The sequence below is a fragment of the Burkholderia cepacia complex sp. TUM26381 genome (assembly GCF_057439935.1).
Map to the genome: position 1 here is coordinate 1,702,112 of NZ_CM172006.1, position 22,231 is coordinate 1,724,342.

Consider the following 22,231-nt stretch of genomic DNA (forward strand, 5'->3'; position numbering starts at 1 on the left):
TGCGATGACAACGAAAACGTCGACGACGGGCGCCGTCGTGGCGGCCCGCGCGTGGCGCGGCGTCGCGCCGTGGCTCGTGCCGCTCGCGCTGCTGGTGGTATGGGAGGTCGGTGCGCGCACCGGCTGGCTGTCGACGCGCGTGCTGCCCGAGCCGGTTGCGGTCGTGCGCGCTGCCTGGTCGCTCGTGACGTCGGGCGAAATGTGGGCGAACGTGAAGGTCAGCACGTGGCGCGCGTTGTTCGGTTTCGCGCTCGGCGGCGGCGTCGGCCTCGCACTGGGGCTCGCGACCGGCCTGTCGAAAGCGGCCGAAGTGGCGCTCGATTCGACGATCCAGATGATCCGCAACATCCCGGCGCTCGCGATGATTCCGCTCGTGATCCTGTGGTTCGGCATCGACGAGAAGGCGAAGCTGTTCCTCGTTGCGCTCGGCGTGTTCTTCCCGGTCTACATCAATACGTATCACGGGATCCGCTCGGTCGACTCGAACCTGATCGAGATGGCGAAGAGCTACGGCGTGCGCGGTTTCGCGTTGTACCGCGACGTGATCCTGCCCGGCGCGTTGCCGTCGATCCTCGTTGGCGTGCGCTTCGCGCTCGGGCTGATGTGGGTGATGCTGATCGTCGCGGAAACGATCTCCGCGCAGTCGGGCATCGGCTACATGACGATGAACGCGCGTGAATTCCTGCAAACCGACGTGGTGGTGGTCGGCATCCTGCTGTACGCGGTGCTCGGCAAGCTGGCCGATGTGCTGGCGAAATGGCTCGAGCGCGTGACGCTGCGCTGGCACCCCGCGTATCAATCTGGAGCAAAGGCATGAATGCGACGACTTCGGCGGCCGCCTACGGCCCGCTCGCCGGCGCAGACCTCGAGGTCGAGCTGGCGCAGGCGCGCGTCACGGACGGCGACGCGCGTGACGCGGCGATCCTCGAACGTGACGGCGGCGCATCGGTCGTGCCGCTTGCGCGGCGGCGCGCGGGCAGCCCGGCGCCCGACGACGCGGTGACGCTGTCGGGCGTCAGCAAGCGGTTCGGCGCCCGCACGGTGCTTGACGACGTCGAGCTCGGCATCGCACGCGGCAGCTTTGTCGCGATCGTCGGCCGCAGCGGCTGCGGGAAATCGACGCTGTTGTGTCTCGTCGCGGGACTCGAGCAGCCGAGCAGCGGCGCGCTCGTGACGCGCGGCGAGGGCGGCGGCGTGCTCGATACGCGGATCATGTACCAGGATGCGCGCCTGCTGCCGTGGAAAACGGTGCTGCAGAACGTGATGCTGGGCCTCGGGCGCGGTGCACGCGACCAGGCGCGTGCGGTGCTCGATGAAGTCGGCCTGCTGGAGCGCGCGAACGACTGGCCCGCGCAACTGTCGGGCGGCCAGCGGCAGCGCGTCGCGCTGGCCCGGGCGCTCGTGCACAGGCCGCAACTGCTGTTGCTCGACGAGCCGCTCGGCGCGCTCGACGCGCTGACCCGCATCGAGATGCATGCGCTGATCGAGCGGTTGTGGCGCGAGCACCGGTTCACAGCGCTGCTCGTCACGCACGACGTGCAGGAGGCCGTCGCGCTCGGCGACCGCATCCTGCTGATCGAGCAGGGGCGTGTGGCTCTCGACCAGCCGGTGCCGCTCGACCGGCCGCGTGCCCGCGCGTCGGCCGCATTTGCGGCGCTGGAGGATCGCGTGCTGAAGCGCGTGCTCGCCGGCGGCCCTGGCGCGGCCGATCAGTACTCGGAGCATGAAGCAGACAACGTTCGACCGGTCGGGCAGATCCGCTGGGCCGTTTAATTCCGGGCGGCTCCGGCCGCCCGTTCTGAGACTTTTTTCTTCGGAGCGATCATCCCGATGAGCATCACTGCAATCAACGTACGTAATCAGTTCAAGGGCAAGGTGAAGGAGATCATTCGCGGCTCCGTGGTGTCCGAGGTCGACGTCGAGACGCCGTTCGGCATCGTCACGTCGGTAATCACGACCCGTTCGGTCGACGAACTCGAACTGAAGGTCGGCGCGGAAGTCGTCGCGCTCGTGAAGTCGACGGAAGTTTCGATCGCGCGTCTCTGAGCGCGCATGTCCTGCGCCGGTGCGGTGTCGGCGGGCGGTGTGCCCGTTGACGCCGCACCGGCATTTCATCGGCGCGTTTGCCTCGGTATTCGACCTCCGGACGAAGTGCTAGGATGGAGCGACACCGACGCCGGAGGCCAACGCATGACCCCCATCCTTTCCCCCGAAGCCATCGAGGCGCTGAAGTGGATCGACCAGTTCGGCGAAAGCCGGCCGGTTCCCGCCGCGTTCGACGACGTCGTCTATGCGTTGCTGAACGAGGGGCTGATCTATCAGGCGACGGCCGACCGGGTCGACCTGACGGCCGATGGCAAATCCTTTTTGTCCAACGAATACGATTGAGCGCACGGCGCCGGCTGCACGGGCGGCCTGGCGCCGCGTCGCCACGGAGCGTGCGATGGAACCGAGAGGCAGCGACCTCGGCGATTTCAGCGAGCCGTACCGCGGTTTCGAGATCGAGGTGAAGACCGAGCAGGTCTGGGATGGCGAGCATGCGCACTACCGCGTGCTGCAGGGCGATGCCGTGCGGATCGACTGGCGGCTCGTCAAGGTCGACGGGATGTTGCTGACCGAGCGGCGCGTGCTCGAGCGCGTGTTCGACGAGGCGCGCCGGGCGGTCGATGCGGAGCTGGGCGACGCGTAGCGCGCTCGCCGGGCAGGCACGGCCCGTATTGCGGTAAAATATCCGGTTGTTTCCGTGCCGCCTGGCCTGTTGCCCGATTTCCATGTCCGTTCCGTCCTCGCTTCCTCCCCGCCGCGTCTCCGTCGCGCCCATGCTCGACTGGACCGACCGTCATTGCCGGTCGTTCCACCGTACGCTGACGCGCAACACGTGGCTGTATACGGAGATGATCACGACGGGCGCGCTGCTGTTCGGCGATGCCCAGCGGCATCTCGCGTTCACGCCGAGCGAATCGCCGATCGCGCTGCAACTGGGCGGCAGCGAGCGTGACGATCTCGCGCGCGCCGCGAAACTCGGCGAGCAGTGGGGCTACGACGAAATCAACCTGAATTGCGGATGCCCGTCCGAGCGCGTGCAGCGCGGCGCGTTCGGCGCGTGCCTGATGAACGAACCGCAACTCGTCGCCGACGGCGTGAAGGCGATGCGCGACGCGGTGTCGGTGCCGGTGACGGTCAAGCACCGGATCGGCGTCGACGCGGTCGAGGATTACGCGTTCGTGCGAGATTTCGTCGGCACGGTGGCCGAAGCCGGTTGCGAAACGTTCGTCGTGCATGCGCGCAACGCGATCCTGAAGGGGCTGTCGCCGAAGGAGAATCGCGAGATTCCGCCGCTCAAGTACGACTATGCGTATCGGTTGAAGCGCGATTTTCCGTCTCTGGAGATCGTGATCAACGGTGGCATCACGACGCTCGACGAAGTCGCGCAGCATCTCGAGCACGTCGATGGCGTGATGCTGGGCCGCGAGGCGTATCACAACCCGTTTGTGCTGGCCGAAGTCGATACGCGCTTCTACGGATCGACCGCCGCGGTGCCGACGCGCGAAGAGGCCGAAGCGCAACTGATCGAATACTGCGCGGCGGAACTGAAGCGCGGGACTTACCTCGGTGCGATCGTGCGTCACGCGCTCGGGCTGTATCGCGGCATGCCGGGCGCGCGTGGCTGGCGTCGCGTGCTGTCCGACAACAAGAAGCTCGCACGCGGCGATCTGGCCGTGTTCGACGAGGCGCGCGCGCATCTGATCGAAGCCGAAGAAATTTTTGAAAAAAAGGCTTTGCAAGATTCAAAAGACTTCGTATAATCTTGTTCTTCGCTGCTGAAACAAAACAGCGAAGAGAAGCAAGCAGTATCAGTGGTGGCTGTAGCTCAGTTGGTAGAGTCCAGGATTGTGATTCCTGTCGTCGTGGGTTCGAGTCCCATCAGCCACCCCAACAAATTCAAGCAAAAAGCCCGGTTCATCGAACCGGGCTTTTTGCTTTCTGGCGCTCGGACGCAGGCACGGCGTAGTGGTTTTTCGTCAGGGCGTCTTTGACGAAGTTGTATGTGCGCATTCAACTCATCGAGCGCAGCGTAGTTTCGGCGTTGATCTTCAAAAGAGCGGCTTCGTAAAGCCGCTTGTCCGACAGCAACATCGGGCGAATGTGCGGGGACACCATATGCACGAAAGAATCGAATGCCATTTCGACGAATTCGATGGTTGCGAAATCATCGTCGAGTCCGTGCAGCCGGCACCCGGCAGCACGTGGATGGCGAACGTTCGGGTTCGCAAAGACGGAGTCGAATCGCCCAGACGATATGACTTCGACACCGAGTACGAGACCTCGGAAGAGGCGAAGCGGGCAGGCTTCGAAATTGGGCGCGCGATCGTGCGCGACATCAATCGATAGCCCCACTTCCTTGAACTCTGCAATGTGGATGGCGCGGAGGCAAAAGAAGGCCCGAGCCCGATTCGCGCCGCGTTTCCTTTTCGTTGCGCCAGCAACGTTCACACCCATTCGCCTGCGGCACTTCTTCTCCTGCCTAAGGTTTGCCCGCGCCGTGCCGTTATCTTCCCTGGACAGCCCTCGTGCCTCGAATGCTGATCCGTTTTCTTGCCTGCTCGCGTTTCGCGCGAGCAGGCTTTTTTCGTTTAGCGCGGCCCGTTGTTGCGTGATTGGCGGAATCGAGCAGGGACTTGGCACGAACCGACAAAGCGCAACATGCTTACGTTGGTGTAATGTATTGCCTTCCTCGTGCCCTCATGCTTTGCAGGGCCGTTCGATCCCGATGACCGGAGAAGGTGTCGGGATTTTTTTTGCCTGTGCCTCCTGCGCGTCGATGTCCCGGCAGCGAGCCACTGCGAAAGGTATGCCGCAAAGCACGGTATATTGTGCGACGAGACATACCGAGCACCAGCACCAGCAGAAGGAGTTGCCACCGATGCCGGACACCCGGACCACACTGCGCACCGCGACGCCTCGCGACGCGAGCCACATCGCTCGCCTGCACACGCTGAGCTGGCAAACCGCCTACAGCCATATCCTGCCGGCTGCCTATCTGTCCGACGAGGTGCCGACGGAACACGCGGTCCGGTGGCGCAAGTATCTCGATCGCAATGAGGACGAGTGGGGCCTCGTGCTGATCGCCGAATCGAATGGCGAACCCGTTGGCTTCGTCAGCGCGGAGCGTCCCGTCGATCCGGCGCTCGGTGTGCTGCTCGACTGCCTGCACGTCCATCCTTCGCATCATGGCAGCGGCACGGGCAAGCGCATGATCGAAGCCGTGCGCGCGTGGGCACGGTCGATCGGCGTGGACAAGGTCCACCTGCAAGTGCTTGACGGCAATGTCCGTGCGATCGGCTTCTACGAACACAACGGCTGGCAACTGGTCACCGTCGAAACGAGCCGCATCGGCCAGACGGAAGTCACCGACCGGATTTACGCGATACAGGCTTGAAGGGCTGCCGGCATCGGCGCGAGCGGCGGCGGCGAATGCACCCGCGCCCAGCCGCCATGCAGGGCGAAAGCCGAGCGCATTTGGCCGTTACTCGCCGCAATACCGCATCAGCAAATCGGCCTCGGTTTCGTGGATTTCGACGGGCAAGGTCGTCGCGCCGGCATAGGCGAGATAGCGCGCGCGATGCTGGCCGTTACGGAACGACGCAACGCCGATTTTCGACAGGCCGGGGATGCCGAGCAGCGTGCGCGCTCTCGTCTCGCGAAACGTGATGAATGGCATGTCCGGAATCCGATCCTGGTCCGGATCGAGGAATTCGCGAATGCCCGCGGCTTTTCCAGGGGCCCAGTATTGAACCGATGGCAGCACATAGTCCGTGGTATCGCGGTCGGCGCACGCCAGCAGCTTCTTCAGGTCGATCGTCACGACCCGGTGTCGCGAGTCGTCGGACGAGAATACCCGCTTGAGGTGCGTATAGGCATAGGGGGTATGGCCGGGAAGCTGGATGATCCAGACATCTACGCCGCTCTGTTGTGCGTGGGCGAGTGTCATTATTTCCTCTGGTGGCGCAAGCGGTCTCGGTGGTCCGAGTTTAGCAGTGCGATTAACGCTGCGGAGCAGGTCGATACCGGAAATAGGAAAGCGGAGCGACCTGCAGCGGAACCGGAAGCGCGGAACGGACGGATGCGGCCATGCGGTTGCAATCCATATCGACAGGCCACGCGGATATCGTGATACTGCCAGCGGGAATGACGCGTTGCGTGACATTCATGCAAGATTCACACTGTGCCGCGAAGTGCGGCAAGCGCCGGGCTTCATTAGAACCGAGAGGGCAGATTGAGCGGGGAAAGCGATGTCATCGAAATTTGAGATCGAATATCTCGATTACTGTTTCACCGCGGCGCTCGAAATCAGGGCGTCCGGCCGTACCGCCGTTGTCGACTGGCAGCTCGCATCCGATGCGCGAAGCAAGACGCTCGCGTGGCTCGTGTTCGACCGCTTTCTCGAACGAAATGATTTCGCCGACGAAGAGGATGCGCGTGCCAATATCGTCGACTGGCTGGAGCGGCTTGCCGATCCGAGGTCTGGTGCATCGGCCGAAATCGGGAAGGCGAGTGCGGTTGCTTCGGGGGCGCTGGCAACGGACTCGTCGACTGCCGATATCGTCGGCGAGACCGTCATTGAAATCGTTAGCGATCTCGACTGGATCGATATGGTTGCCGACTGGTTTTCCAGTGGTTTGTCTTAATGAAAAAGCGGGTTTTCATGACGAAAGTCATTGTATTCGCGAAATTCGGCACGAATGAATGAAGCTGGAATTGCATCGCTCAAAAAATAGAATAATCCTGCTTTGACAGTGCCGGTGACTTATCCGACACTGCGCGCGGGGCTGAAAAATCCACTCGAATTAAAACAACGCGTACTGCCGGAAATGAAATGAAAAGAAGGGCGCTGCCGACAGGCTGCACTGCGATGCCGGTCGTCGTCAGCGAAAGCGGCAAGACATGCGTCGCGCCCGAGCCATGACGTTCCCTGGCGGCACGCGAGCGGGCCGGTTGCCGTCACCTTGTCACCAAAGGGTGAGTTGCCGCACAGACCGTCGCGCGACCCGCGATCACAATCCGAACGGTTGACCGTTCTTCCCCGGCCCGGTCAACCGTTTCCCCGCTCGCTCGCGCAGGAGCGGGGGCTTTTTGCCCGCCCGACGCCGGAAGGCTGCGTCGGGGGAACCGGGCAGGCGTTCGGCAGGCTGCACAACGGTATTGATTGCGCGCCCGGGCATCCGATCGCCTGACCCGCACGAATCGCTTTCCTCGTGCCTGAGCGAACCCTCAGGCCCGTCGCCGGTTTCGGCCGGCGATGCCTTGATCCCGGCGGCGCGTAGCAACGCTGCCGGGATGTTTTTTGCGCCGCATGCATGGGATCGTGCCGTGCGCAGCGGTCATGCCGATTCGTTCAACCAGTCTGTTCGACGCTGGTTTCCCATCCGTCGTAGTCCCCTCCGAGCGCGCGCACTTCGCGATTGATCGCGAGCGTATGGCGCGTGATGTCTGCCAGCGTCGTCGCGCCTTCGTGCGAAAACCGCACGGCCGACTTGCCGTCTTCGGTCGGCGCGACCGATTCGACCGGATAGCCTTTCGCTTCGGCCCAGTCCGCGAACTGGTGCGCGTCGCTCGGGTCCGGGAAGTACGCCCAGTGCATTACGCGCCGGCTCACGTCGCCGGCATCGCCTTGCTGGCGCAGCGCATCCAGCACGCGCATGTCGCGCATGATCTGCCAGTCGTCGTCGGTCGGGTAAAGGGTCTGCCAGTAGGTTGCCTTGTCCGGATCGTCCTGATGGGCGTACTGAAGCGCATAGGTCGTCTGGTCGGCCAGCGCGTCGACGATCTCCGCCGCGGCCTCTTCGTCGAACGGCACGTAGAAAAGAAAATCCCGGTTGCCGTCGACGGTGATGCGGCCGACCTGCACGCCGCCTTTCGCGGTGATCGCGGCATCGAGCAGATCCTCGATCTTCGCGAGATCGGCGAATTCGTCGCCGGTCGGCAGGCCTTCGGGCGACGGATGCGCGAAGGGCACGCGGACGCTGAGCAGCGACGTGCGCGGATCGCCTTCGGCGATTTCCGCAAAGCCGTGATTGAAGCTGATGAAGGCCTGATGGTCGCCCATTCTGGCAGGGAAGGTTCCCCAGGCGTCGCTCATGTGTTTCTCCCGTACACGATTGTCTGTTGACGGTTGCAAAGCGTCCCAATGTATCATCGAAAATCGCGTTGGCCGGAGCAGCGCGCATGATCGCGGGCCGTGCGGGTAAGGTCTGCGCGTTCCGGGCTGTCCGCGATTCGCCGCCGGTGTGCGGCGGACCGCGAAAAATTCAAGGGAGATGCCGATGTCGACGTTTGCAGTGAATGGTGTCCGAATCGATCCGCTCAGCGCGCGTGTGACGCACGTGCGCTGGGCGGCCGTGAATCCGGCCGATCGCTCGTGGGCGGTGGCGCCGAGCGAAGCGCCGGTGGCAGACGTGGCGCGCGCACTCGCGTCCGGCAACGATGTTCGCGCGATCTTCTCGGCATCGGACGCCACCGCGATCGGGCCCAGACTGAAACGCGTGCTGTATCGCGATGCGTCGGAAGGCATCGAGCTCGACATCGATGCAACGAGCGAGTCGCGCACGTTGCGCGATTTGCCGCAGATCTGACGGCGAGCCGGTACCCGACGCACATCGCGCCAACGCGCACGCAACCGTGCTCCGATCCGTCATCGGCCCATCAGCATTCGCGCTGTGTCTGGCGCTACCGCCTGCCAGGCCGCGTCCGAGCGGGCGCCCGTTCAACCGTCGCCCGAAACCGCGTCGGCGACCGTTCCTGCGTCGTCGCCGGCCGCGACGATTCGCGGCATCGGCCTGGCCCCTTCTCTGGCAGGGCAGAGTCACTGGGCCGTCGGTCAATGCACGAGCAACGGCACCGTCAAGGTATGTAATTGACCGGCGTCGGCGGAGCGGAGCCTGATCCGTGCAAGCGAGCGCGGTACTCTGCTATGGCGCCGCGTCGATGGGCCGGTTGCCGTCAGTTCGGAAGGCAGGACGACGAGACTGACAGAACGGGCCGATGAGGCCCGCACTGCGCGCCGCGCACCGCGGCACTCAAGAAAACAAAAAAAATCCAGGGTGCCATGTCGATTTCCGTCGGGGTCGTCCGTCGTAGCATCGGAGGCGTGCGCATCGCGCGTCCGTCCCGATTTTCGATACGACAACCGACTGAAGGAGCGACACCATGTCCACGTCCGTCAAGCCGATCCCGGAAGGGATGCGCACGCTGACACCGCATCTGATCTGTGCGGGCGCGGCCGCAGCCATCGATTTCTACAAGCGCGCATTCAATGCGAGCGAACTGTTTCGCCTCGCGATGCCCGACGGCAGGCTCGCCCACGCGTGCCTCGCGATTGGCGATTCGACACTGATGCTGGTGGATGAAATGCCCGAGCACGGCGCGCTCGGGCCGAAGGCGCTGAAGGGCACGTCGGTCTGCCTGCACCTGTACGTGCCGGACACCGATGCGGCGATCGCGAAGGCGGTCGCGGCCGGCGCGACGGTCACGATGCCGGCCGCCGACATGTTCTGGGGCGATCGGTACGGACAGGTCGAGGATCCGTTCGGGCATCGCTGGTCGCTCGCGACGCACCAGCGCGACCTGACACCCGAACAGATCGCGGTGGCAATGGCCAGCGCGCCGCCGTGCGGGAGCTGAACTGACGCGGTCACACAGTCGCGTAGCCGCGGTCGAGCGACTGCGCGGCGGCCCGGGCCGCCGCGCGCGCCCGGACCGATCACGGTCATGCGCCGGCTGTCTTGCCGCGCTGCTTGTCTTCGTACATCAGGCGATCGGCCGATGCCAGCAGTTCGGCGACGGTGTGATGGCGTGCAGGATCGTAGGCAACGTGCCCGACGCTGAACCGGATCGCATAGCCGCGTGCGTCGGCAGCGTTGCGCAACGCGAGCGCCTGCGTCACGCGTTCGACCGGCTCGGCGACGTCGGCCGGATCGGCGGCGCTCAACAGCACGACGAACTCGTCGCCGCCGAGCCGTGCGATGACGTCGCTGTCGCGCAGCGCGCCCGTCAGCGTGTCGGCGAACGCCTTGAGCGCGCGGTCGCCTTCGGCATGGCCGAAGCGGTCGTTGATCGCCTTGAAATCGTTCAGGTCGAAGAACAGCAACACGGCGTGACGACCGAGGCGATCGCACAGGCTCAGCACGTGGCGGGCGAGGATCTCGAAGCCGCGCCGGTTCGTCAGTTGCGTGAGTTCGTCGGTGGTCGCGAAATGCAGCGCGGCGATTTCGCGCTCGGTCATGTGGGCGAGATCGCCGAGCAGCGCGAGCTCTTCGGGTTCGAGCGAGCGCGGCCGCGTGTCGATCAGGCACAGCGTGCCGATGGGCGCGCCGTTCGGCGCGGCGAGCGGCCGGCCGGCGTAGAAGCGGATGCCGGGCGTGCCGGTGACGAGCGGGTTATCGTGGAAGCGGTTGTCGTTCAGTGCGTCCTGAATCACCATCGTGTCGCCCGAGAGCAGGGCGTGAGCGCAGAACGACACGTCGCGCGACGTCTGCGCGGCGTCGAGACCTGCATGGCTCTTGAACCACTGGCGATTCTCGTCGACGAGGCTGACGAGGGCGATCGGTACGTCGAACAGCCTGCGTGCGAGACGCGTCAGGCGGTCGAAACGCTCTTCGGGCGGCGTGTCGAGGATCGACAGCGAATGAAGCGTATCGAGCCGGGCCGCCTCGTTGGCCGGTTTCGGTGCGATTTGCATGGGCCTGGCCTTGTCCCGGCTGCATCGCCGGTCACGGGATCGTATGTCGGACAAGTATCGCGCATTTGTCGATGCCTCGCCACGTCGCGCGTCTCGCCGCGGTGTGGATCGGCTCCGTCGGGATCGGTGAAGATGCGGTGAGAAGCGGTGGTCATCGGTCCACGTTTCGTTCCGATGCGGAATCGGATGCGCGATACCTCAAGGTGGTCGTCGCCGTGCCGTAAATAGGGCGAGTCCAATCGTTCATCGCATCCCATCGCACCATGGTTCGAATTCTGTACGCGGGCTATCTCGCGTTTGCGCTGTATCTCATTTACCCGATGGTCCAGAGCGCGCTGGCATTCAGCACCGATTGCGTGAGCAACGTGCTGCCGGGAGGCGCTCACGGCCTGTCTGCGAACTCGGCAAGCGGCGCGGACGGGCACGCGAACCGCTGCGCGCCGTCGGCACATGCCGGCGCCGCGACCGGGCGGGCGCCTGACATCCATTGAATGCAGCGACGTCGTGCGCGACGGGCAATCCGCGGTGCGGTGCGCTGGCCATTCGGCCGAATTGAACGCCGCGCCACGCTCGCCGATCATTTGCGACAGGGCGGATCGAATGCGGCCGGTCGGGCGCCGGTTGAGCGCGCGTGTCGTGCGTCAGTAGCTGGAGCGGTACGGCGTGCCCTGGTCGAAGCGGCTTTGCCAGTGCGTGAGATAGCGCGACGCGAGTTGCGGATTGTTCCAGACCACGACGACGTTCTCGGAGTTGCGGCTCGCGGCCGACGCGCTGTAGTTGAACGAACCCGTTTCGACGTGTTCGGCGTCGATCACGAGGTACTTGTCATGATGGATCGCATACGCGTCGATCGTGCGCGTCGGGATCCCCGCATTGACGAGCAGGTTCAGCGCCTGCTTGCTGCTCTTCGCGCGATTGCCCTTGTCGTCGACCACCACCGCGACATTGACGCCGCGTCGTTTGGCGTCAAGCAGCGCGCGCGTGACGGGTGGCGACGTGAACGAATAGGCGGCGACGCGGATCGAGCTGCGCGCAGCCCCGATCGCTTTCAGCACGAGCGCCTCGGCACCGCCGTCGGGCGAGAACGCCGATTCGACGACCTGGGTTGCGGGGGCTTCGTGAGTGGGGGCCGGCAGCCATCGCGACACGAGGTCGATCGCCTGCTGGAGCAGCGATTCACTTTGCGTCTTGCCGAAGGCGGCGAAGGGTGTGGCGAGCAGGGAAGCGGCGAGACAGGCAGCGGCGAGGCGATTGCGCGACAACATCGTGGACAGCGAACAATTTCGAGACAGCGGGCCGTGAGTGTAACGCACACGCAGTGGCCCGGTCACGCGCGGATGCGAAGCGATTGCTCGCGCGAGGATTGGCCGCAGTGGCGGGGGTGACGCAAAGTTGCGTTGTGCGGTCCGCGGGTGCGATCGGGGCGATCAACGGAGCATGTAGGCGAAGGTGAAGGCGGTGCGATTGCGTTTGCCGTTGCAGGGCATCGGCGTGCGATCAGTACGCGCGCAGTCGGGCGGACTCGACTCGAAACGGTCCGCAGTCGAAGCGCGCGCAACAGGCGATTCGGAGGCGTCGGCCGATCATCCGCATGTTGCACATCAATCCGTGACTGCGGGTGCCCCGGTTTCGCCGGTGGCGACCCACCCGGGGCCCGGCTCGGGTTGCACGTCGCGGGCGTCGAGCGGTTCGCCGCAGGCCGAGCATACGGTGACGGCGTGCATCAGCTGGCCGCAAGTCCGATGGCGCAATTGCACCGGCGGCCCCTGGCCGTCGTCCTTCCAGCGGTCGCCCCACGCCATCAGCGCGAGCAGGGCCGGGTAGAGGTCGAGGCCTTTTTCCGTCAGCCGGTATTCGAAGCGAGGCGGGCGGTCCTGATAGGCACGCTTGACCAGCACGCCTTCTTCGACGAGCCGTGCGAGCCGTTCGGCCAGCACGTGACGCGTCAGGCCGAGCTGGGTCTGGAACGCATCGAAGCGGCGGCAGCCGAGGAATGCGTTGCGGAGGATCAGCATGGTCCAGCGGTCGCCGAGCACGGCGAGCGTGCGCGCGACCGAACAGTTCAGCGTGCCGATGTCATCCCATTTCATCGTCGAGTCTCTTGCCTGTTGCGGCGGTCTTGCGGCGGTTCAGCGAAATAGCGGGTTCGATTATAGAACCCGCCTTCGGTCGCAACCGGCCAATCCGCGTTGACAACCACCGGTATCGTTGACAATAATGAGTTCCAATTTAGAACTTACTCGCGCGGCGACGCGCTTTCAACCCGGAGACAACCCGATGAATCCGCTTTCCCTGTCTGGCCTCGATCTGCTGCGCGCCGCCGTGTCGGGCGATGCGCCGCTGGCGTCGATTTCCGAGACGATTCCGATGCGTCCGCTCGACGTCGAGCTCGGTTATGTGAAGTTTTCGGCGCGGGCGGACGGCAGGCACTTGAATCCGCTGGGTGGCGTGCACGGCGGGTTCGCTGCGACGGTGCTCGATTCAGTCACGGGGTGCGCGGTGCATTCGATGCTCGACGCAGGCATCGGCTACGGCACCGTCGATCTGCACGTGAAGATGCTGCGGCCCGTGCCGCGCGACGTCGACCTGGTCGCGGAAGGGCGCGTGATTCACCTGTCGCGTTCGCTGGGCGTCGCGGAGGGCACGTTGAAGACGCCGGACGACAAGATCGTCGCGCACGCATCGGCGACCTGCTTCATCCAGCGGCCGCAGTAACGGCGGCAACGTCGCCGCGTGGGCTGGAGCGTGGCCGTCCGGGGCGGGGCCGAAGGCCGCCTGTAAGCGTTCGCGGCGCCTGTCTGAAGCGACCGCTTCAATGTGATAGCGTCTCTGCTTTCCACCGACGCGACAGGAACAGCATGGAATACCGCACACTCGGCGATTCGGGCATCGAGGTCAGTCTGATCGGTCTCGGTACGATGACGTGGGGCGAGCAGAATTCGGAGCGCGACGCGCACGAGCAGATCGACTACGCGATTGCGCAGGGCGTGACGCTGATCGATGCCGCGGAGATGTATCCGGTGCCGCCGAAGCCCGACACGCAGGGGCGAACCGAGCAATACATCGGGACCTGGCTCGCGCAGCATCGTGCACAGCGCGACCGCATCGTGCTCGCGACGAAGATCGCCGGGCCGGCGCGGCAGCCGCACAATCCGCGTCATATTCGCGGCGAAGGCAACCAGTTCGACCGCAAGAACCTGACCGAAGCGCTCGACGGCAGCCTCAAGCGCCTGCAGACCGACTACGTCGACCTCTACCAGCTGCATTGGCCCGATCGCAGCACGACCACGTTCGGCCGTCCCGCCTATCCGTGGGTCGACGACGCGTACACGGTGCCGATCGAGGAAACGCTCGGCGTGCTCGCGGAATTCGTGAAGGCCGGCAAGGTACGCGCGATCGGCGTGTCGAACGAAACGCCGTGGGGCGTCGCGCAGTTCCTGCGCGCGGCCGAGACGCTCGGGCTGCCGCGCATCGCGAGCATCCAGAATCCGTACAGCCTGCTGAACCGTACGTTCGAGAATGGATTGTCGGAGTTCACGCATCGTGACGGCGTCGGCCTGCTCGCGTATTCGCCGCTCGCGTTCGGCTGGCTGTCCGGCAAGTACGAGAGCGGTGCGCGTCCGGCCGGTGCGCGCATCACGCTGTTCGAGCGTTTCCAGCGCTACAGCAAGCCGCAGGCCGTGGACGCGACGTCGCGTTACGTCGCACTCGCGCAGCGTCACGGGCTGTCGCCTGCGCAACTCGCGCTCGCGTTCGTCAACAGCCGGCCGTTCGTGCGCAGCAACCTGATCGGCGCAACGTCGCTCGAGCAGTTGAAGGAAAACATCGGCAGCATCGACGTGAAGCTGTCCGACGAGATCCTCGCGGAGATCGACGTGCTGCACGAACGTCAGCCGAACCCGGCGCCGTAAGCGGCGCACGGCCCGCGCGGCAGCGATGCCGCGACGGGCCGCACCGGCGGCGCATCGCTGCGCCGTCGCTTCAGGTGTTATCGCATCTTGAGCCGCGTGCGCGCGACCAGCAGCGCGACGAGGCTCAGCACCGCACACCCCATCAGATAGAGCGCCGGCGACAGCCGGTTGCCGGTCGTGCTGATCAGCCAGGTGATGACGAACGGCGCAAAGCCGCCGAACAGCGTGACGCCCGTGTTGTAGCTGACCGCGAGCCCCGTTGCGCGCGTCTGCGACGGGAACAGCTCGGCCATCAGCGCCGGCAGCGCACCGCAGTACATCGCCTTCAGCACGCCGATCCAGACCAGTGCGGCGAGCATCGTCGCGAACGACGCGTGGCGTGTCAGCCACGCGAACGTCGGCCACACGGTGACGAGCATCAGCAGTGCCGCGACCGCCATCATGCGGATGCGTCCGGTGCTGTCGGACAGGTGGCCGACGATCGGCGTGACGAGCGTCAGCACGAAGCCGGTCGCAAGCGTCGCGGCGAAGCCCGTCGACGCAGGCAGTCCGAGCTGCTTGATCGCGTAAGTCGGCATGTACAGGATCATGTAGTTGATCGCGGTCGAGATCACGAGCGCGCCGATCGACAGCAGCACCCGCACCTTCTGTTCCGCGAACAGCTCGCGCACCGGTGCTTCGGAGCGCGCCTGCGTCTTGAACTCGACGCCTTCGTCGACGTAGCGGCGGATATACAGCCCGACCGGACCGATCGCGAGACCGAACAGGAACGGCACGCGCCAGCCCCAGCTTTCGAGTTGCGCGGGTGTCAGCGTGGCCGTCAGCAGCGCGCCGAAGCCCGATGCGAGCAGCGTCGCGAGGCCCTGGCTCGCGAACTGCCAGCTCGACATGAAGCCGCGTCGCTGCGGTGCGTGTTCGACGAGGAACGCAGTCGAGCTCGCGAATTCGCCGCCGGCGGAAAAGCCCTGCATCAGCCGCGACAGCATGATCCCGAGCGGCGCGAGAATGCCGATCGATGCGTAGGTTGGCATCAGCGCGATCAGCAGCGTGCCGACCATCATCATCGCGATCGACAGCAGCAGCGATGCCTTGCGGCCCGCGCGGTCCGCGTACGCGCCGAGCACGAAGCCGCCGATCGGCCGGATCAGGTAGGACAGCCCGAACGTGCCGAGCGTCAGCATCAGCGACGTCGCTTCGCTCGTCGCGGGGAAGAACAGCTTGGCGATCGTCACCGCGAAGAAGCCGTAGACGATCAGGTCGAACCATTCGAGCGCATTGCCGATCGACGCCGCGAAGATGAGGCGCCGGATCTTCGCGGCGCTGGGACGCGCGGCGTCCTGCGAGGTCAGGGTGGTCGTGTTCATCGTATGTGCAGGTCCCGTAAAAGGGGCGAAGCGCGTTACAGGGCGGCGCCGGCCGCGGCGGGTGCCGCGCGGCGAACGGGCGGCGCGTCGTCGCCGAGATCCCAGAAGAGGCCGGCCATCATCTGCAGCCCCTCGCTGACGACGCTCGCGAGCAGGTGCTCGTCGGGCGCGTGCTGCGAGCACGCCGGGTACGAGTGCGGCACCCACAGCGTCGGCAACCCGAGCGTGTCGGCGAACACCTCGTTCGGCAGCGTGCCGCCGAGATTCGGCAGGATCGCGGGCTTCTTGCCGGTGGTGCGCGCCAACGACGCAACGGCCCAGCGGACCCACGGATCGTCCGGCGGCACGCGCGTTGCCGGGGCGCCGCGTTCGACGTCGATCTCGATGTCGGAGAAACCGTGCGCATCGAGGTGCGCGCGCAGGTGTGCGGGCAGCGCTTCCCAGTCGGTGCCGACAACGAAGCGCAACTGGCAGTGCGCATACGCGACGGGCGGGATCGCATTGACGGGGTGCTCGGGATTGCCGGCCTTGAACGCGAGGATTTCGAACGTGTTCCAGCCGAACACGCGCTCGGCCGCGGACAGGCCGGGCTCTCCCCAATCGGCGTCGAGCGCCGGATCGCCGGGACCGCCGCCGACGACAAGATCGGCGAGCGCGTCGCGCACGGCGGCCGGGATCGGCGGCGGGCGCAGCCCCTCGACGCGAATGGCGCCGCGCGCATCGACGAGGCTCGCAAGCGCATGCGCGAGCACGATCGCCGGATTGCGCAGCAGTCCGCCCCAGTTGCCGGAGTGATGCGCGCCGTCGCGGGCGCGCAGGCTCAGCTTGAAATTGACCGACCCGCGCGAGCCGAGGAACACGGTCGGGCGTGCGGCGGCGATGCGTGGGCCGTCGGACGCGATCAGCACGTCGGCCGCGAGCGCGTCGCGTTCCTGGCGGCACAACGCGTCCAGGCCCGGCGACCCGGTTTCCTCGCCCATCTCGATCAGCAGCTTCGCGTTGAAGCCGAGCCGGCCGGCGCGCGCGCCGAGCACGCTGGCGAGCGCGGCCAGGTTGATCGTGTGCTGGCCCTTGTTGTCGGCGCTGCCGCGGCCGTACCAGCGGTCGCCGTCGGCCGTCAGCGTCCACGGCGACAGCGGTGCGCGCCACTGCGCATCGTAGCCGCGCACGACGTCGCCGTGGCCGTAGATCAGCACGGTCGGCAGTGCGTCGTCTTCATGGCGCGACGCGAGCAGGAACGGGCCGCCGCCGTCGACGGGGTTGTCGACGATTCGCGACGTGAAGCCGAGGCGGGCCGCCTCGGGCGCGATCTCGTCGGTCAGATAGGCGCGCAGCGCGGCTTCGTTGCCGCTGTCCTGGCTTTCGGTGCGCAGGCCGACGCGGCGGCTCAGGGTCGTGAAGAACGCACCGGATTCGAACTGGTTCAGCGCGTGCTGGATGGCGGCGGTACGGCTCAAGTCGTGTCTCCTCTGACGGGGGGCGCTCCGCGCGCGGATCGCGCACGCAACGTGAAGTGCGATCGATTCTAGAAAGCCGTTTTTTTTGTCACAATGATCGAATTTCGAACCTTTCTTTGCCGAAAAGGCAAAGCAGAGCGGCCAGATGTGGCCCGGGGACAGAACGATGGCGGCTTTCCTGCATGGTCTGGCGTTGCGGTATTTCGTCGAAGTGGCGCGCACCGGCTCGATCAGCGACGCGTCCGCGCGGCTGCACGTGGCCGTGTCGGCGATCAGCCGGCAGATCGCGAAGCTGGAAAGCGAACTCGGTGCGCCGCTGTTCGAGCGCCGGCCGCGCGGCATGGCGCTGTCGGAGGCCGGCGAGCGGCTGCTGGCGTTCGCGCAGCGCAGCCTGCTGGAAGCCGAGCACGTGATGAAGGACATCGGCGGGCTCGACGCGCTGCACGGCAGCCTGCTGAAAATCGCCTGCTCCGAAGGGTTCGCGATCGATTTTCTGCCCGGGGCGCTCGCGCGCTTCAAGGCGCGCCATCCGGGCGTCGATTTCACCGTGTGGGTGGTGTCGCCGGCGGAAGCGACGCGGCGCGTGCGCGACGGCGATGCGGACATCGCGTTGACCTTCAGTCTCGCGCCGGAGAAGGGGGTGCGCGTCGAGCACACCGAGCGTGCGCCGGTCTTCGCGCTGGTGCGGCACGATCATCCGCTCGCGGCGTGCGACGCGGTTTCGCTCGCCGATGTCGCACGGCACGCGCATGTGCTGCCCGAGGCCGGCACGACGGTGCGCCAGCTGATCGACATTGCATGCGCACTCGACGGGCTGCTGCTCGAGCCCGAACTGACGAGCAACAACACCGCGGCGATGTACGGCTACGCACGGCGCACGGGCGCGGTGATGTTCACGGGGCTGCTGTCGGTGCGCGACCGTTTCGATGCGGACGGCTTCGTCGTCGTGCCCGTGACGAACCCGCAACTGCGCGAGCGCAGCATCCAGGTGCAGACGATGGCGGGGCGCGATCTGCCCGCGTCGGTACGCGCGTTCCGCGATCACCTGATCGACGCGATGCAGGTCGCATCGGTGCCGCCGACTGCCGTGCGCGGCCCGAGACGCCCGCCCGTGAGATAATCGTCAATCCGCCTTCCGTGTCCATGCGGCTCATCGAGCCGCATCGCCCCTGTTCGACGCCAAATTGAAGAACCTGATTGTCACCCTCGATCGCGCCGGCGAGTTCGACGAGATCATCGACGTGCGCACGCCGCTCGAGTTCGCCGAGGACCATATTCCCGGCGCGCTGAACGCGCCCGTGCTCAGCAACGAAGAGCGCGTGCTCGTCGGCACGATGTACCGCCAGGTGTCGCCGTACGAGGCGACGCGCGTCGGCGCGGCGATCGTCGCGCGCAACATCGCCCGCCACCTCGACACGACGTTCGCCGACCGGCCACGCAACTGGCGGCCGCTGATCTACTGCTGGCGCGGCGGCAAACGCTCGGGCTCGATGACGACCTGGTTCAACCTGATCGGCTGGAAGGCGCGCCAGCTCGACGGCGGCTACAAGGCGTACCGCCAGTCGGTGTGCGCGACGCTCGATTCGCTGCCGACGCGCTTTCGCTACGTCGCGCTGGTCGGCCATACGGGCTGCGGCAAGACGCGCCTGCTGAACGCGCTGCACGACGTGGGTGCGCAGACGCTCGATCTCGAGGCGCTCGCATGCCATCGCGGCTCGCTGCTCGGTGCGCTGCCGGGCAAGCCGCAGCCGGCGCAGAAGGGGTTCGATTCCGGGCTCGTCGAAACGCTTGGACGTTTCGACCCTGAATGGCCGGTGTTCGTCGAATCGGAAAGCCGCAGGATCGGGCTCGTGCAGTTGCCGATCGCGCTGATCGAAGCGTTTCACGCGGGGCCGTGGGTGCATGTCGACGCGGCGCACGACGAGCGGATCGCGTTTCTTCTCGATGATTACGCGCACCTGTTCGACGAACCGGACGCGTTCAAGGCGCAGCTCCATCGGCTGATCGGCCTGCATAGCCGCGAACAGGTGACACACTGGAAGGCGCTGATCGATGCGAACGCGCGCGCCGAACTGTTCTCCGAGCTGATCGACAAGCATTACGATCCCGCCTACGCGCGGACCTATCGCACGGCCTATAACAAGCCGAACCGGGCGCTGACGTTCACGTTCCGGCCCAACGCGGCCGACGTGCGCGACCAGGCGCGCGCACTGCTGGCCGAACTCGCGCAAACCGGATTGCCCGCATCGGCCGCGCTTGCCGCAGGCGCGAAATCCGCAACCGACACAGACCAATCGACGACCACACGATGACGACCACACGCACCCAACCCAGTCCGGCCCTCGGCTGGATGACCTTCCTGTTGATCGCGGTCGCGGGACTGTTCTATGTGAAATGGTTTCCGTACTACAACAAGGCGTTCGTCGCCGCCGAGCACCATTCGATCGGCCAGTCGATCCTGATGGGCACGTCGGCGACCGCCCCCGAGCCGTCGCTGAAGGCTGCGCTCGATTACGCATGGGCGTACGGCAAGGCGATCTGGCAGGCGATGGTGCTCGGCCTGCTGCTCGGCTCGGCCGTGCAGGCGCTGTTGCCCGCACACTGGGTCGCGCGTGCGCTCGGCCGTACCGGGTTCGGCAGCGTCGCCGCGGGCGGCCTGCTGTCGCTGCCCGGAATGATGTGCACGTGCTGCGCGGCGCCGGTCGTCGCGGGCCTGCGTGCGCGCCATGCGTCGCCGGGCGGTGCGGTCGCGTTTTGGCTCGGCAACACGGTGCTGAATCCGGCCGCGCTGGTGTTCATGGGCTTCGTGCTCGGCTGGCACTGGAGTGCGTTGCGCCTCGTGCTCGGCATCGCGATGGTGTTCGGGATCGGCTATCTGCTGAACCGCATTGCGCGTCCTGAAGACCGCCGCATCGACGACGCGCAGCTCGCCGCGCTGGCGGCCGAGCAGGCCGCGGCCGGCAATCCGTTCGTCCGCTGGGTGAAGCTGCTCGCGCGCATGGCCGTGCGGCTCGTGCCCGAATACATCGTGCTGGTGCTGCTGCTCGGCGCGGCGCGTGCATGGCTGTTCCCGCATATCGGTCCGGACATCGGCAATCATCTCGGCTGGATCGTCGCATTCGCGGTCGCGGGCATGCTGTTCGTGATTCCGACGGCCGGCGAGGTGCCGATCATCCAGGCGATGCTGTCGCTCGGCATGGGCGTTGGCCCGGCCGCCGCGCTGCTGATGACGCTGCCGCCGATCAGCGTGCCGTCGCTCGCGATGCTCGCGCGTTCGTTCAAGCCTTACATGCTGGCGATCGTTGCGACGCTCGTCGTCGTGTTCGGGATCGTGAGCGGCCTGCTCGCGATCGCGTTCGGGTTCTGACGCGCGCCGGCCCGGTTCGATAGCCGTATCCATATTCATCCGGCGCCGCCGCTTTACGCGTGCGGCGCCCTTTACAAGTAGCAAACAGGAAAACGCATGACCCAACCGAAGATTCATCCTCGACTCGAAAAGGCGCTGACGCGCGGCGATCTCGCGATCCGCCAGGCCAATTCCGCGCGGGCGACTGCCGTGCTGAACGCACTCGGCACGATGATCATCGAGGCCTCCGCAACGATCGGTGTCGATGCCAGCATCGAAATCCCGCAGGGCGACCGCATTTACGATCCCGTCAACGGCCTGTGGCCGCAGAAGATGCTGGTGTCGTTCGACGGCCCGGTGGACGAGGCCGAAAAGGAAGAGCTGCGCTCGGTCTATCTGGTGGCCGACGATCCGGGTACGCAGTTCCGCGTCGAATGGCATCGCGCGGACGGCAAGCTCGGTCGCCAGGAAGGCGGCCCGCTCGCGACCGTCGCGTTCCTGACCGACGTCGAGATCCCGTGGAGCGACGACGACGAGTAACGTCGTCGCAGGAGCCGGCGCCCGGTGCGCCGGCCGTCAGCGCATCATCCGCCGCCGGAACAGCCACGCGGACAGCAGGAATCCGCCGACCGCGTAGCCGGCGAGCACCGCGACGTGCAGCGCGATGTCGGTCGCCGGCCGGCCGAGCATCGCGGGCCGGATCAGCTCGACCGCGTTCGCGAGCGGCAGCGCTTGCGCCGCGTGCTGCGCGACCGGCGGCAGCTGCGTGATCGGGAAGAACACGCCCGACAACAGCAGCATCGGCGTCAGCACGAGCGTCTGATAAAACATGAAGAAATCGTAGGACGGCGCAAGCGCCGTGACGATCATCGCGATGCTGGCGAACGCGAGGCCCGCGAGCGCGATCACGGGCAGCGCCACGAGCATCGACGGAAACTGCGCATAGCCGAGCGCACCCGCGACCAGCATGATCGCGACCCCCGACAGCATCGCCTTGCTGGCACCCCAGACGATCTCGCCGAGCACGATGTCGCCGAGCGCGAGCGGCGTATGCATGATCGCTTCCCATGTGCGCTGCACGTGCATCCGCGAGAAACCCGAATACATCGACTCGAAGCTCGCGGACATCATCACGCTCGACCCGACCGTGCCGGCCGCGAGGAACGCGATATACGACACGCCGTCGACATGGCCGAGCATCAGCCCGAGCCCGAAGCCCAGCCCGAACAGATAGATCATCGGATCGGCAAGATTGCCGAACATCGACGCAAGCGCGAGCTTGCGCCAGACGAGATAGTTGCGCCGCCAGACGGCGATCCAGTTGATTGCGTTCGCGGGCATCGCGATCGCGAAGCGTGACGCGCGCGGCGGCGCGGACGGTGTGGCGGCGGAATAGTTGCGCACGTCCATGATCG

26 protein-coding genes and 1 tRNA gene are annotated in these 22,231 nt (G+C 66.0%); 19 read left to right on the top strand and 8 right to left on the bottom strand.

Features of this window, described 5'->3' with window-relative positions:
- Window positions 1-4: 4 nt before the first annotated feature.
- The 9 genes from ssuC to ACWMMN_RS08055 all read left to right on the top strand — a co-directional run bounded on the left by ssuC (window position 5) and on the right by ACWMMN_RS08055 (window position 5,440).
- Window positions 5-817 (top strand): aliphatic sulfonate ABC transporter permease SsuC, encoded by an 813-nt coding sequence (gene ssuC / locus ACWMMN_RS08015; protein WP_486423193.1) that lies wholly within the window; start codon window positions 5-7, stop codon window positions 815-817.
- Entirely contained in the window at window positions 814-1,773 is a 960-nt protein-coding gene (locus tag ACWMMN_RS08020) for an ATP-binding cassette domain-containing protein (protein ID WP_486423194.1), read from the top strand. The genes ssuC and ACWMMN_RS08020 overlap by 4 nt, the downstream gene beginning before the upstream one ends.
- Before the next feature lie 57 nt (window positions 1,774-1,830).
- Window positions 1,831-2,046: a TOBE domain-containing protein gene (locus ACWMMN_RS08025; RefSeq protein ID WP_006476104.1), complete on the top strand. Its 216-nt coding sequence runs from the start codon at window positions 1,831-1,833 to the stop codon at window positions 2,044-2,046.
- A 144-nt stretch (window positions 2,047-2,190) separates the two neighbouring features.
- Window positions 2,191-2,388 (top strand): hypothetical protein, encoded by a 198-nt coding sequence (locus ACWMMN_RS08030; protein WP_059234572.1) that lies wholly within the window; start codon window positions 2,191-2,193, stop codon window positions 2,386-2,388.
- A 55-nt stretch (window positions 2,389-2,443) separates the two neighbouring features.
- The gene (locus ACWMMN_RS08035) at window positions 2,444-2,689 is read left to right on the top strand and encodes a hypothetical protein (protein ID WP_174991443.1); all 246 of its coding nucleotides are present in this window, start codon (window positions 2,444-2,446) and stop codon (window positions 2,687-2,689) included.
- 130 nt (window positions 2,690-2,819) lie between these two features.
- Entirely contained in the window at window positions 2,820-3,806 is a 987-nt protein-coding gene (gene dusA, locus ACWMMN_RS08040; RefSeq protein ID WP_059234568.1) for a tRNA dihydrouridine(20/20a) synthase DusA, read from the top strand.
- Between the two features lie 54 nt (window positions 3,807-3,860).
- Window positions 3,861-3,936 (top strand) — tRNA-His (locus tag ACWMMN_RS08045).
- A 225-nt stretch (window positions 3,937-4,161) separates the two neighbouring features.
- A complete protein-coding gene (locus tag ACWMMN_RS08050; RefSeq protein ID WP_059234434.1) occupies window positions 4,162-4,392 on the top strand; it encodes a DUF6566 family protein in 231 nt (76 codons plus the stop codon).
- A gap of 532 nt (window positions 4,393-4,924) precedes the next feature.
- Window positions 4,925-5,440 carry a GNAT family N-acetyltransferase gene (locus ACWMMN_RS08055; RefSeq protein WP_059234432.1) on the top strand — a complete coding sequence of 172 codons (516 nt, stop codon included), beginning with the start codon at window positions 4,925-4,927 and terminating at the stop codon, window positions 5,438-5,440.
- 87 nt (window positions 5,441-5,527) lie between these two features.
- On the opposite strand, the gene ACWMMN_RS08060 is transcribed toward ACWMMN_RS08055, so the two are convergent.
- Window positions 5,528-5,992, bottom strand: coding sequence for a plasmid fertility inhibition factor family protein (locus ACWMMN_RS08060; RefSeq protein ID WP_059234430.1), 465 nt, complete (start codon window positions 5,990-5,992; stop codon window positions 5,528-5,530).
- A gap of 301 nt (window positions 5,993-6,293) precedes the next feature.
- Here ACWMMN_RS08060 and ACWMMN_RS08065 point away from each other — a divergent pair, with 301 nt between their 5' ends.
- Complete coding sequence (locus ACWMMN_RS08065; RefSeq protein ID WP_059234429.1) at window positions 6,294-6,689, top strand: hypothetical protein; 396 nt, start codon at window positions 6,294-6,296, stop codon at window positions 6,687-6,689.
- 707 nt (window positions 6,690-7,396) lie between these two features.
- Here the strand turns inward: ACWMMN_RS08065 and ACWMMN_RS08070 are convergent.
- Window positions 7,397-8,140 carry a DUF695 domain-containing protein gene (locus ACWMMN_RS08070; RefSeq protein WP_256086013.1) on the bottom strand — a complete coding sequence of 248 codons (744 nt, stop codon included), beginning with the start codon at window positions 8,138-8,140 and terminating at the stop codon, window positions 7,397-7,399.
- A gap of 184 nt (window positions 8,141-8,324) precedes the next feature.
- Between ACWMMN_RS08070 and ACWMMN_RS08075 the strand changes: the two genes are divergently transcribed.
- On the top strand, window positions 8,325-8,633 hold the full coding sequence (locus ACWMMN_RS08075; RefSeq protein ID WP_174991446.1) for a phosphatidylserine/phosphatidylglycerophosphate/cardiolipin synthase: 309 nt from the start codon (window positions 8,325-8,327) through the stop codon (window positions 8,631-8,633).
- Window positions 8,634-9,207: 574 nt separating this feature from the next.
- Window positions 9,208-9,681, top strand: coding sequence for a VOC family protein (locus tag ACWMMN_RS08080; protein ID WP_486423195.1), 474 nt, complete (start codon window positions 9,208-9,210; stop codon window positions 9,679-9,681).
- Window positions 9,682-9,766: 85 nt separating this feature from the next.
- Here the strand turns inward: ACWMMN_RS08080 and ACWMMN_RS08085 are convergent, their stop codons facing one another.
- The gene (locus ACWMMN_RS08085) at window positions 9,767-10,738 is read right to left on the bottom strand and encodes a sensor domain-containing diguanylate cyclase (RefSeq protein WP_486423196.1); all 972 of its coding nucleotides are present in this window, start codon (window positions 10,736-10,738) and stop codon (window positions 9,767-9,769) included.
- 263 nt (window positions 10,739-11,001) lie between these two features.
- On the opposite strand from ACWMMN_RS08085, the gene ACWMMN_RS08090 reads away from it, so the two are divergent.
- Window positions 11,002-11,229 carry a hypothetical protein gene (locus tag ACWMMN_RS08090; protein ID WP_059234419.1) on the top strand — a complete coding sequence of 76 codons (228 nt, stop codon included), beginning with the start codon at window positions 11,002-11,004 and terminating at the stop codon, window positions 11,227-11,229.
- A 150-nt stretch (window positions 11,230-11,379) separates the two neighbouring features.
- On the opposite strand, the gene ACWMMN_RS08095 is transcribed toward ACWMMN_RS08090, so the two are convergent.
- Window positions 11,380-12,003, bottom strand: a complete 624-nt coding sequence (locus tag ACWMMN_RS08095; protein WP_174991448.1) for a phospholipase D family nuclease — start codon at window positions 12,001-12,003, stop codon at window positions 11,380-11,382.
- Window positions 12,004-12,339: 336 nt separating this feature from the next.
- Window positions 12,340-12,828 carry a winged helix-turn-helix transcriptional regulator gene (locus tag ACWMMN_RS08100; RefSeq protein WP_059234416.1) on the bottom strand — a complete coding sequence of 163 codons (489 nt, stop codon included), beginning with the start codon at window positions 12,826-12,828 and terminating at the stop codon, window positions 12,340-12,342.
- A 187-nt stretch (window positions 12,829-13,015) separates the two neighbouring features.
- Here ACWMMN_RS08100 and ACWMMN_RS08105 point away from each other — a divergent pair, with 187 nt between their 5' ends.
- Window positions 13,016-13,453, top strand: coding sequence for a PaaI family thioesterase (locus ACWMMN_RS08105; protein ID WP_059234414.1), 438 nt, complete (start codon window positions 13,016-13,018; stop codon window positions 13,451-13,453).
- 143 nt (window positions 13,454-13,596) lie between these two features.
- Window positions 13,597-14,649: an NADP(H)-dependent aldo-keto reductase gene (locus tag ACWMMN_RS08110; RefSeq protein ID WP_256086018.1), complete on the top strand. Its 1,053-nt coding sequence runs from the start codon at window positions 13,597-13,599 to the stop codon at window positions 14,647-14,649.
- 77 nt (window positions 14,650-14,726) lie between these two features.
- Here ACWMMN_RS08110 and ACWMMN_RS08115 read toward each other — a convergent pair whose 3' ends face one another.
- Together ACWMMN_RS08115 and ACWMMN_RS08120 are read right to left on the bottom strand one after the other, a co-directional pair.
- Window positions 14,727-16,013 carry an MFS transporter gene (locus ACWMMN_RS08115; RefSeq protein WP_059234410.1) on the bottom strand — a complete coding sequence of 429 codons (1,287 nt, stop codon included), beginning with the start codon at window positions 16,011-16,013 and terminating at the stop codon, window positions 14,727-14,729.
- 35 nt (window positions 16,014-16,048) lie between these two features.
- Window positions 16,049-17,470, bottom strand: coding sequence for a M20 family metallopeptidase (locus ACWMMN_RS08120; protein WP_486423197.1), 1,422 nt, complete (start codon window positions 17,468-17,470; stop codon window positions 16,049-16,051).
- A 166-nt stretch (window positions 17,471-17,636) separates the two neighbouring features.
- Between ACWMMN_RS08120 and ACWMMN_RS08125 the strand changes: the two genes are divergently transcribed.
- The 4 genes from ACWMMN_RS08125 (at window position 17,637) to ACWMMN_RS08140 (ending at window position 21,356) form a co-directional block, all read left to right on the top strand.
- Complete coding sequence (locus ACWMMN_RS08125) at window positions 17,637-18,590, top strand: LysR family transcriptional regulator (protein WP_174991452.1); 954 nt, start codon at window positions 17,637-17,639, stop codon at window positions 18,588-18,590.
- A 64-nt stretch (window positions 18,591-18,654) separates the two neighbouring features.
- On the top strand, window positions 18,655-19,782 hold the full coding sequence (gene mnmH / locus ACWMMN_RS08130; protein ID WP_059234405.1) for a tRNA 2-selenouridine(34) synthase MnmH: 1,128 nt from the start codon (window positions 18,655-18,657) through the stop codon (window positions 19,780-19,782).
- On the top strand, window positions 19,779-20,837 hold the full coding sequence (locus ACWMMN_RS08135; protein ID WP_059234403.1) for a permease: 1,059 nt from the start codon (window positions 19,779-19,781) through the stop codon (window positions 20,835-20,837). Before mnmH ends, ACWMMN_RS08135 begins: the two co-directional genes overlap by 4 nt.
- A gap of 96 nt (window positions 20,838-20,933) precedes the next feature.
- Window positions 20,934-21,356 carry a hypothetical protein gene (locus tag ACWMMN_RS08140; RefSeq protein WP_059234401.1) on the top strand — a complete coding sequence of 141 codons (423 nt, stop codon included), beginning with the start codon at window positions 20,934-20,936 and terminating at the stop codon, window positions 21,354-21,356.
- Between the two features lie 36 nt (window positions 21,357-21,392).
- Here ACWMMN_RS08140 and ACWMMN_RS08145 read toward each other — a convergent pair whose 3' ends face one another.
- The gene (locus ACWMMN_RS08145; RefSeq protein WP_059234399.1) at window positions 21,393-22,226 is read right to left on the bottom strand and encodes an ABC transporter permease; all 834 of its coding nucleotides are present in this window, start codon (window positions 22,224-22,226) and stop codon (window positions 21,393-21,395) included.
- Window positions 22,227-22,231: the final 5 nt, after the last annotated feature.

Coding starts and splice junctions, on each gene's coding strand:
- ssuC (WP_486423193.1), top strand. CDS start 5: ATGACAACGAAAACGTCGACGACGGGCGCCGTCGTGGCGGCCCGCGCG.
- ACWMMN_RS08020 (WP_486423194.1), top strand. CDS start 814: ATGAATGCGACGACTTCGGCGGCCGCCTACGGCCCGCTCGCCGGCGCA.
- ACWMMN_RS08025 (WP_006476104.1), top strand. CDS start 1,831: ATGAGCATCACTGCAATCAACGTACGTAATCAGTTCAAGGGCAAGGTG.
- ACWMMN_RS08030 (WP_059234572.1), top strand. CDS start 2,191: ATGACCCCCATCCTTTCCCCCGAAGCCATCGAGGCGCTGAAGTGGATC.
- ACWMMN_RS08035 (WP_174991443.1), top strand. CDS start 2,444: ATGGAACCGAGAGGCAGCGACCTCGGCGATTTCAGCGAGCCGTACCGC.
- dusA (WP_059234568.1), top strand. CDS start 2,820: ATGCTCGACTGGACCGACCGTCATTGCCGGTCGTTCCACCGTACGCTG.
- ACWMMN_RS08050 (WP_059234434.1), top strand. CDS start 4,162: ATGCACGAAAGAATCGAATGCCATTTCGACGAATTCGATGGTTGCGAA.
- ACWMMN_RS08055 (WP_059234432.1), top strand. CDS start 4,925: ATGCCGGACACCCGGACCACACTGCGCACCGCGACGCCTCGCGACGCG.
- ACWMMN_RS08060 (WP_059234430.1), bottom strand. CDS start 5,992: ATGACACTCGCCCACGCACAACAGAGCGGCGTAGATGTCTGGATCATC.
- ACWMMN_RS08065 (WP_059234429.1), top strand. CDS start 6,294: ATGTCATCGAAATTTGAGATCGAATATCTCGATTACTGTTTCACCGCG.
- ACWMMN_RS08070 (WP_256086013.1), bottom strand. CDS start 8,140: ATGAGCGACGCCTGGGGAACCTTCCCTGCCAGAATGGGCGACCATCAG.
- ACWMMN_RS08075 (WP_174991446.1), top strand. CDS start 8,325: ATGTCGACGTTTGCAGTGAATGGTGTCCGAATCGATCCGCTCAGCGCG.
- ACWMMN_RS08080 (WP_486423195.1), top strand. CDS start 9,208: ATGTCCACGTCCGTCAAGCCGATCCCGGAAGGGATGCGCACGCTGACA.
- ACWMMN_RS08085 (WP_486423196.1), bottom strand. CDS start 10,738: ATGCAAATCGCACCGAAACCGGCCAACGAGGCGGCCCGGCTCGATACG.
- ACWMMN_RS08090 (WP_059234419.1), top strand. CDS start 11,002: ATGGTTCGAATTCTGTACGCGGGCTATCTCGCGTTTGCGCTGTATCTC.
- ACWMMN_RS08095 (WP_174991448.1), bottom strand. CDS start 12,003: ATGTTGTCGCGCAATCGCCTCGCCGCTGCCTGTCTCGCCGCTTCCCTG.
- ACWMMN_RS08100 (WP_059234416.1), bottom strand. CDS start 12,828: ATGAAATGGGATGACATCGGCACGCTGAACTGTTCGGTCGCGCGCACG.
- ACWMMN_RS08105 (WP_059234414.1), top strand. CDS start 13,016: ATGAATCCGCTTTCCCTGTCTGGCCTCGATCTGCTGCGCGCCGCCGTG.
- ACWMMN_RS08110 (WP_256086018.1), top strand. CDS start 13,597: ATGGAATACCGCACACTCGGCGATTCGGGCATCGAGGTCAGTCTGATC.
- ACWMMN_RS08115 (WP_059234410.1), bottom strand. CDS start 16,013: ATGAACACGACCACCCTGACCTCGCAGGACGCCGCGCGTCCCAGCGCC.
- ACWMMN_RS08125 (WP_174991452.1), top strand. CDS start 17,637: ATGGCGGCTTTCCTGCATGGTCTGGCGTTGCGGTATTTCGTCGAAGTG.
- ACWMMN_RS08135 (WP_059234403.1), top strand. CDS start 19,779: ATGACGACCACACGCACCCAACCCAGTCCGGCCCTCGGCTGGATGACC.
- ACWMMN_RS08140 (WP_059234401.1), top strand. CDS start 20,934: ATGACCCAACCGAAGATTCATCCTCGACTCGAAAAGGCGCTGACGCGC.
- ACWMMN_RS08145 (WP_059234399.1), bottom strand. CDS start 22,226: ATGGACGTGCGCAACTATTCCGCCGCCACACCGTCCGCGCCGCCGCGC.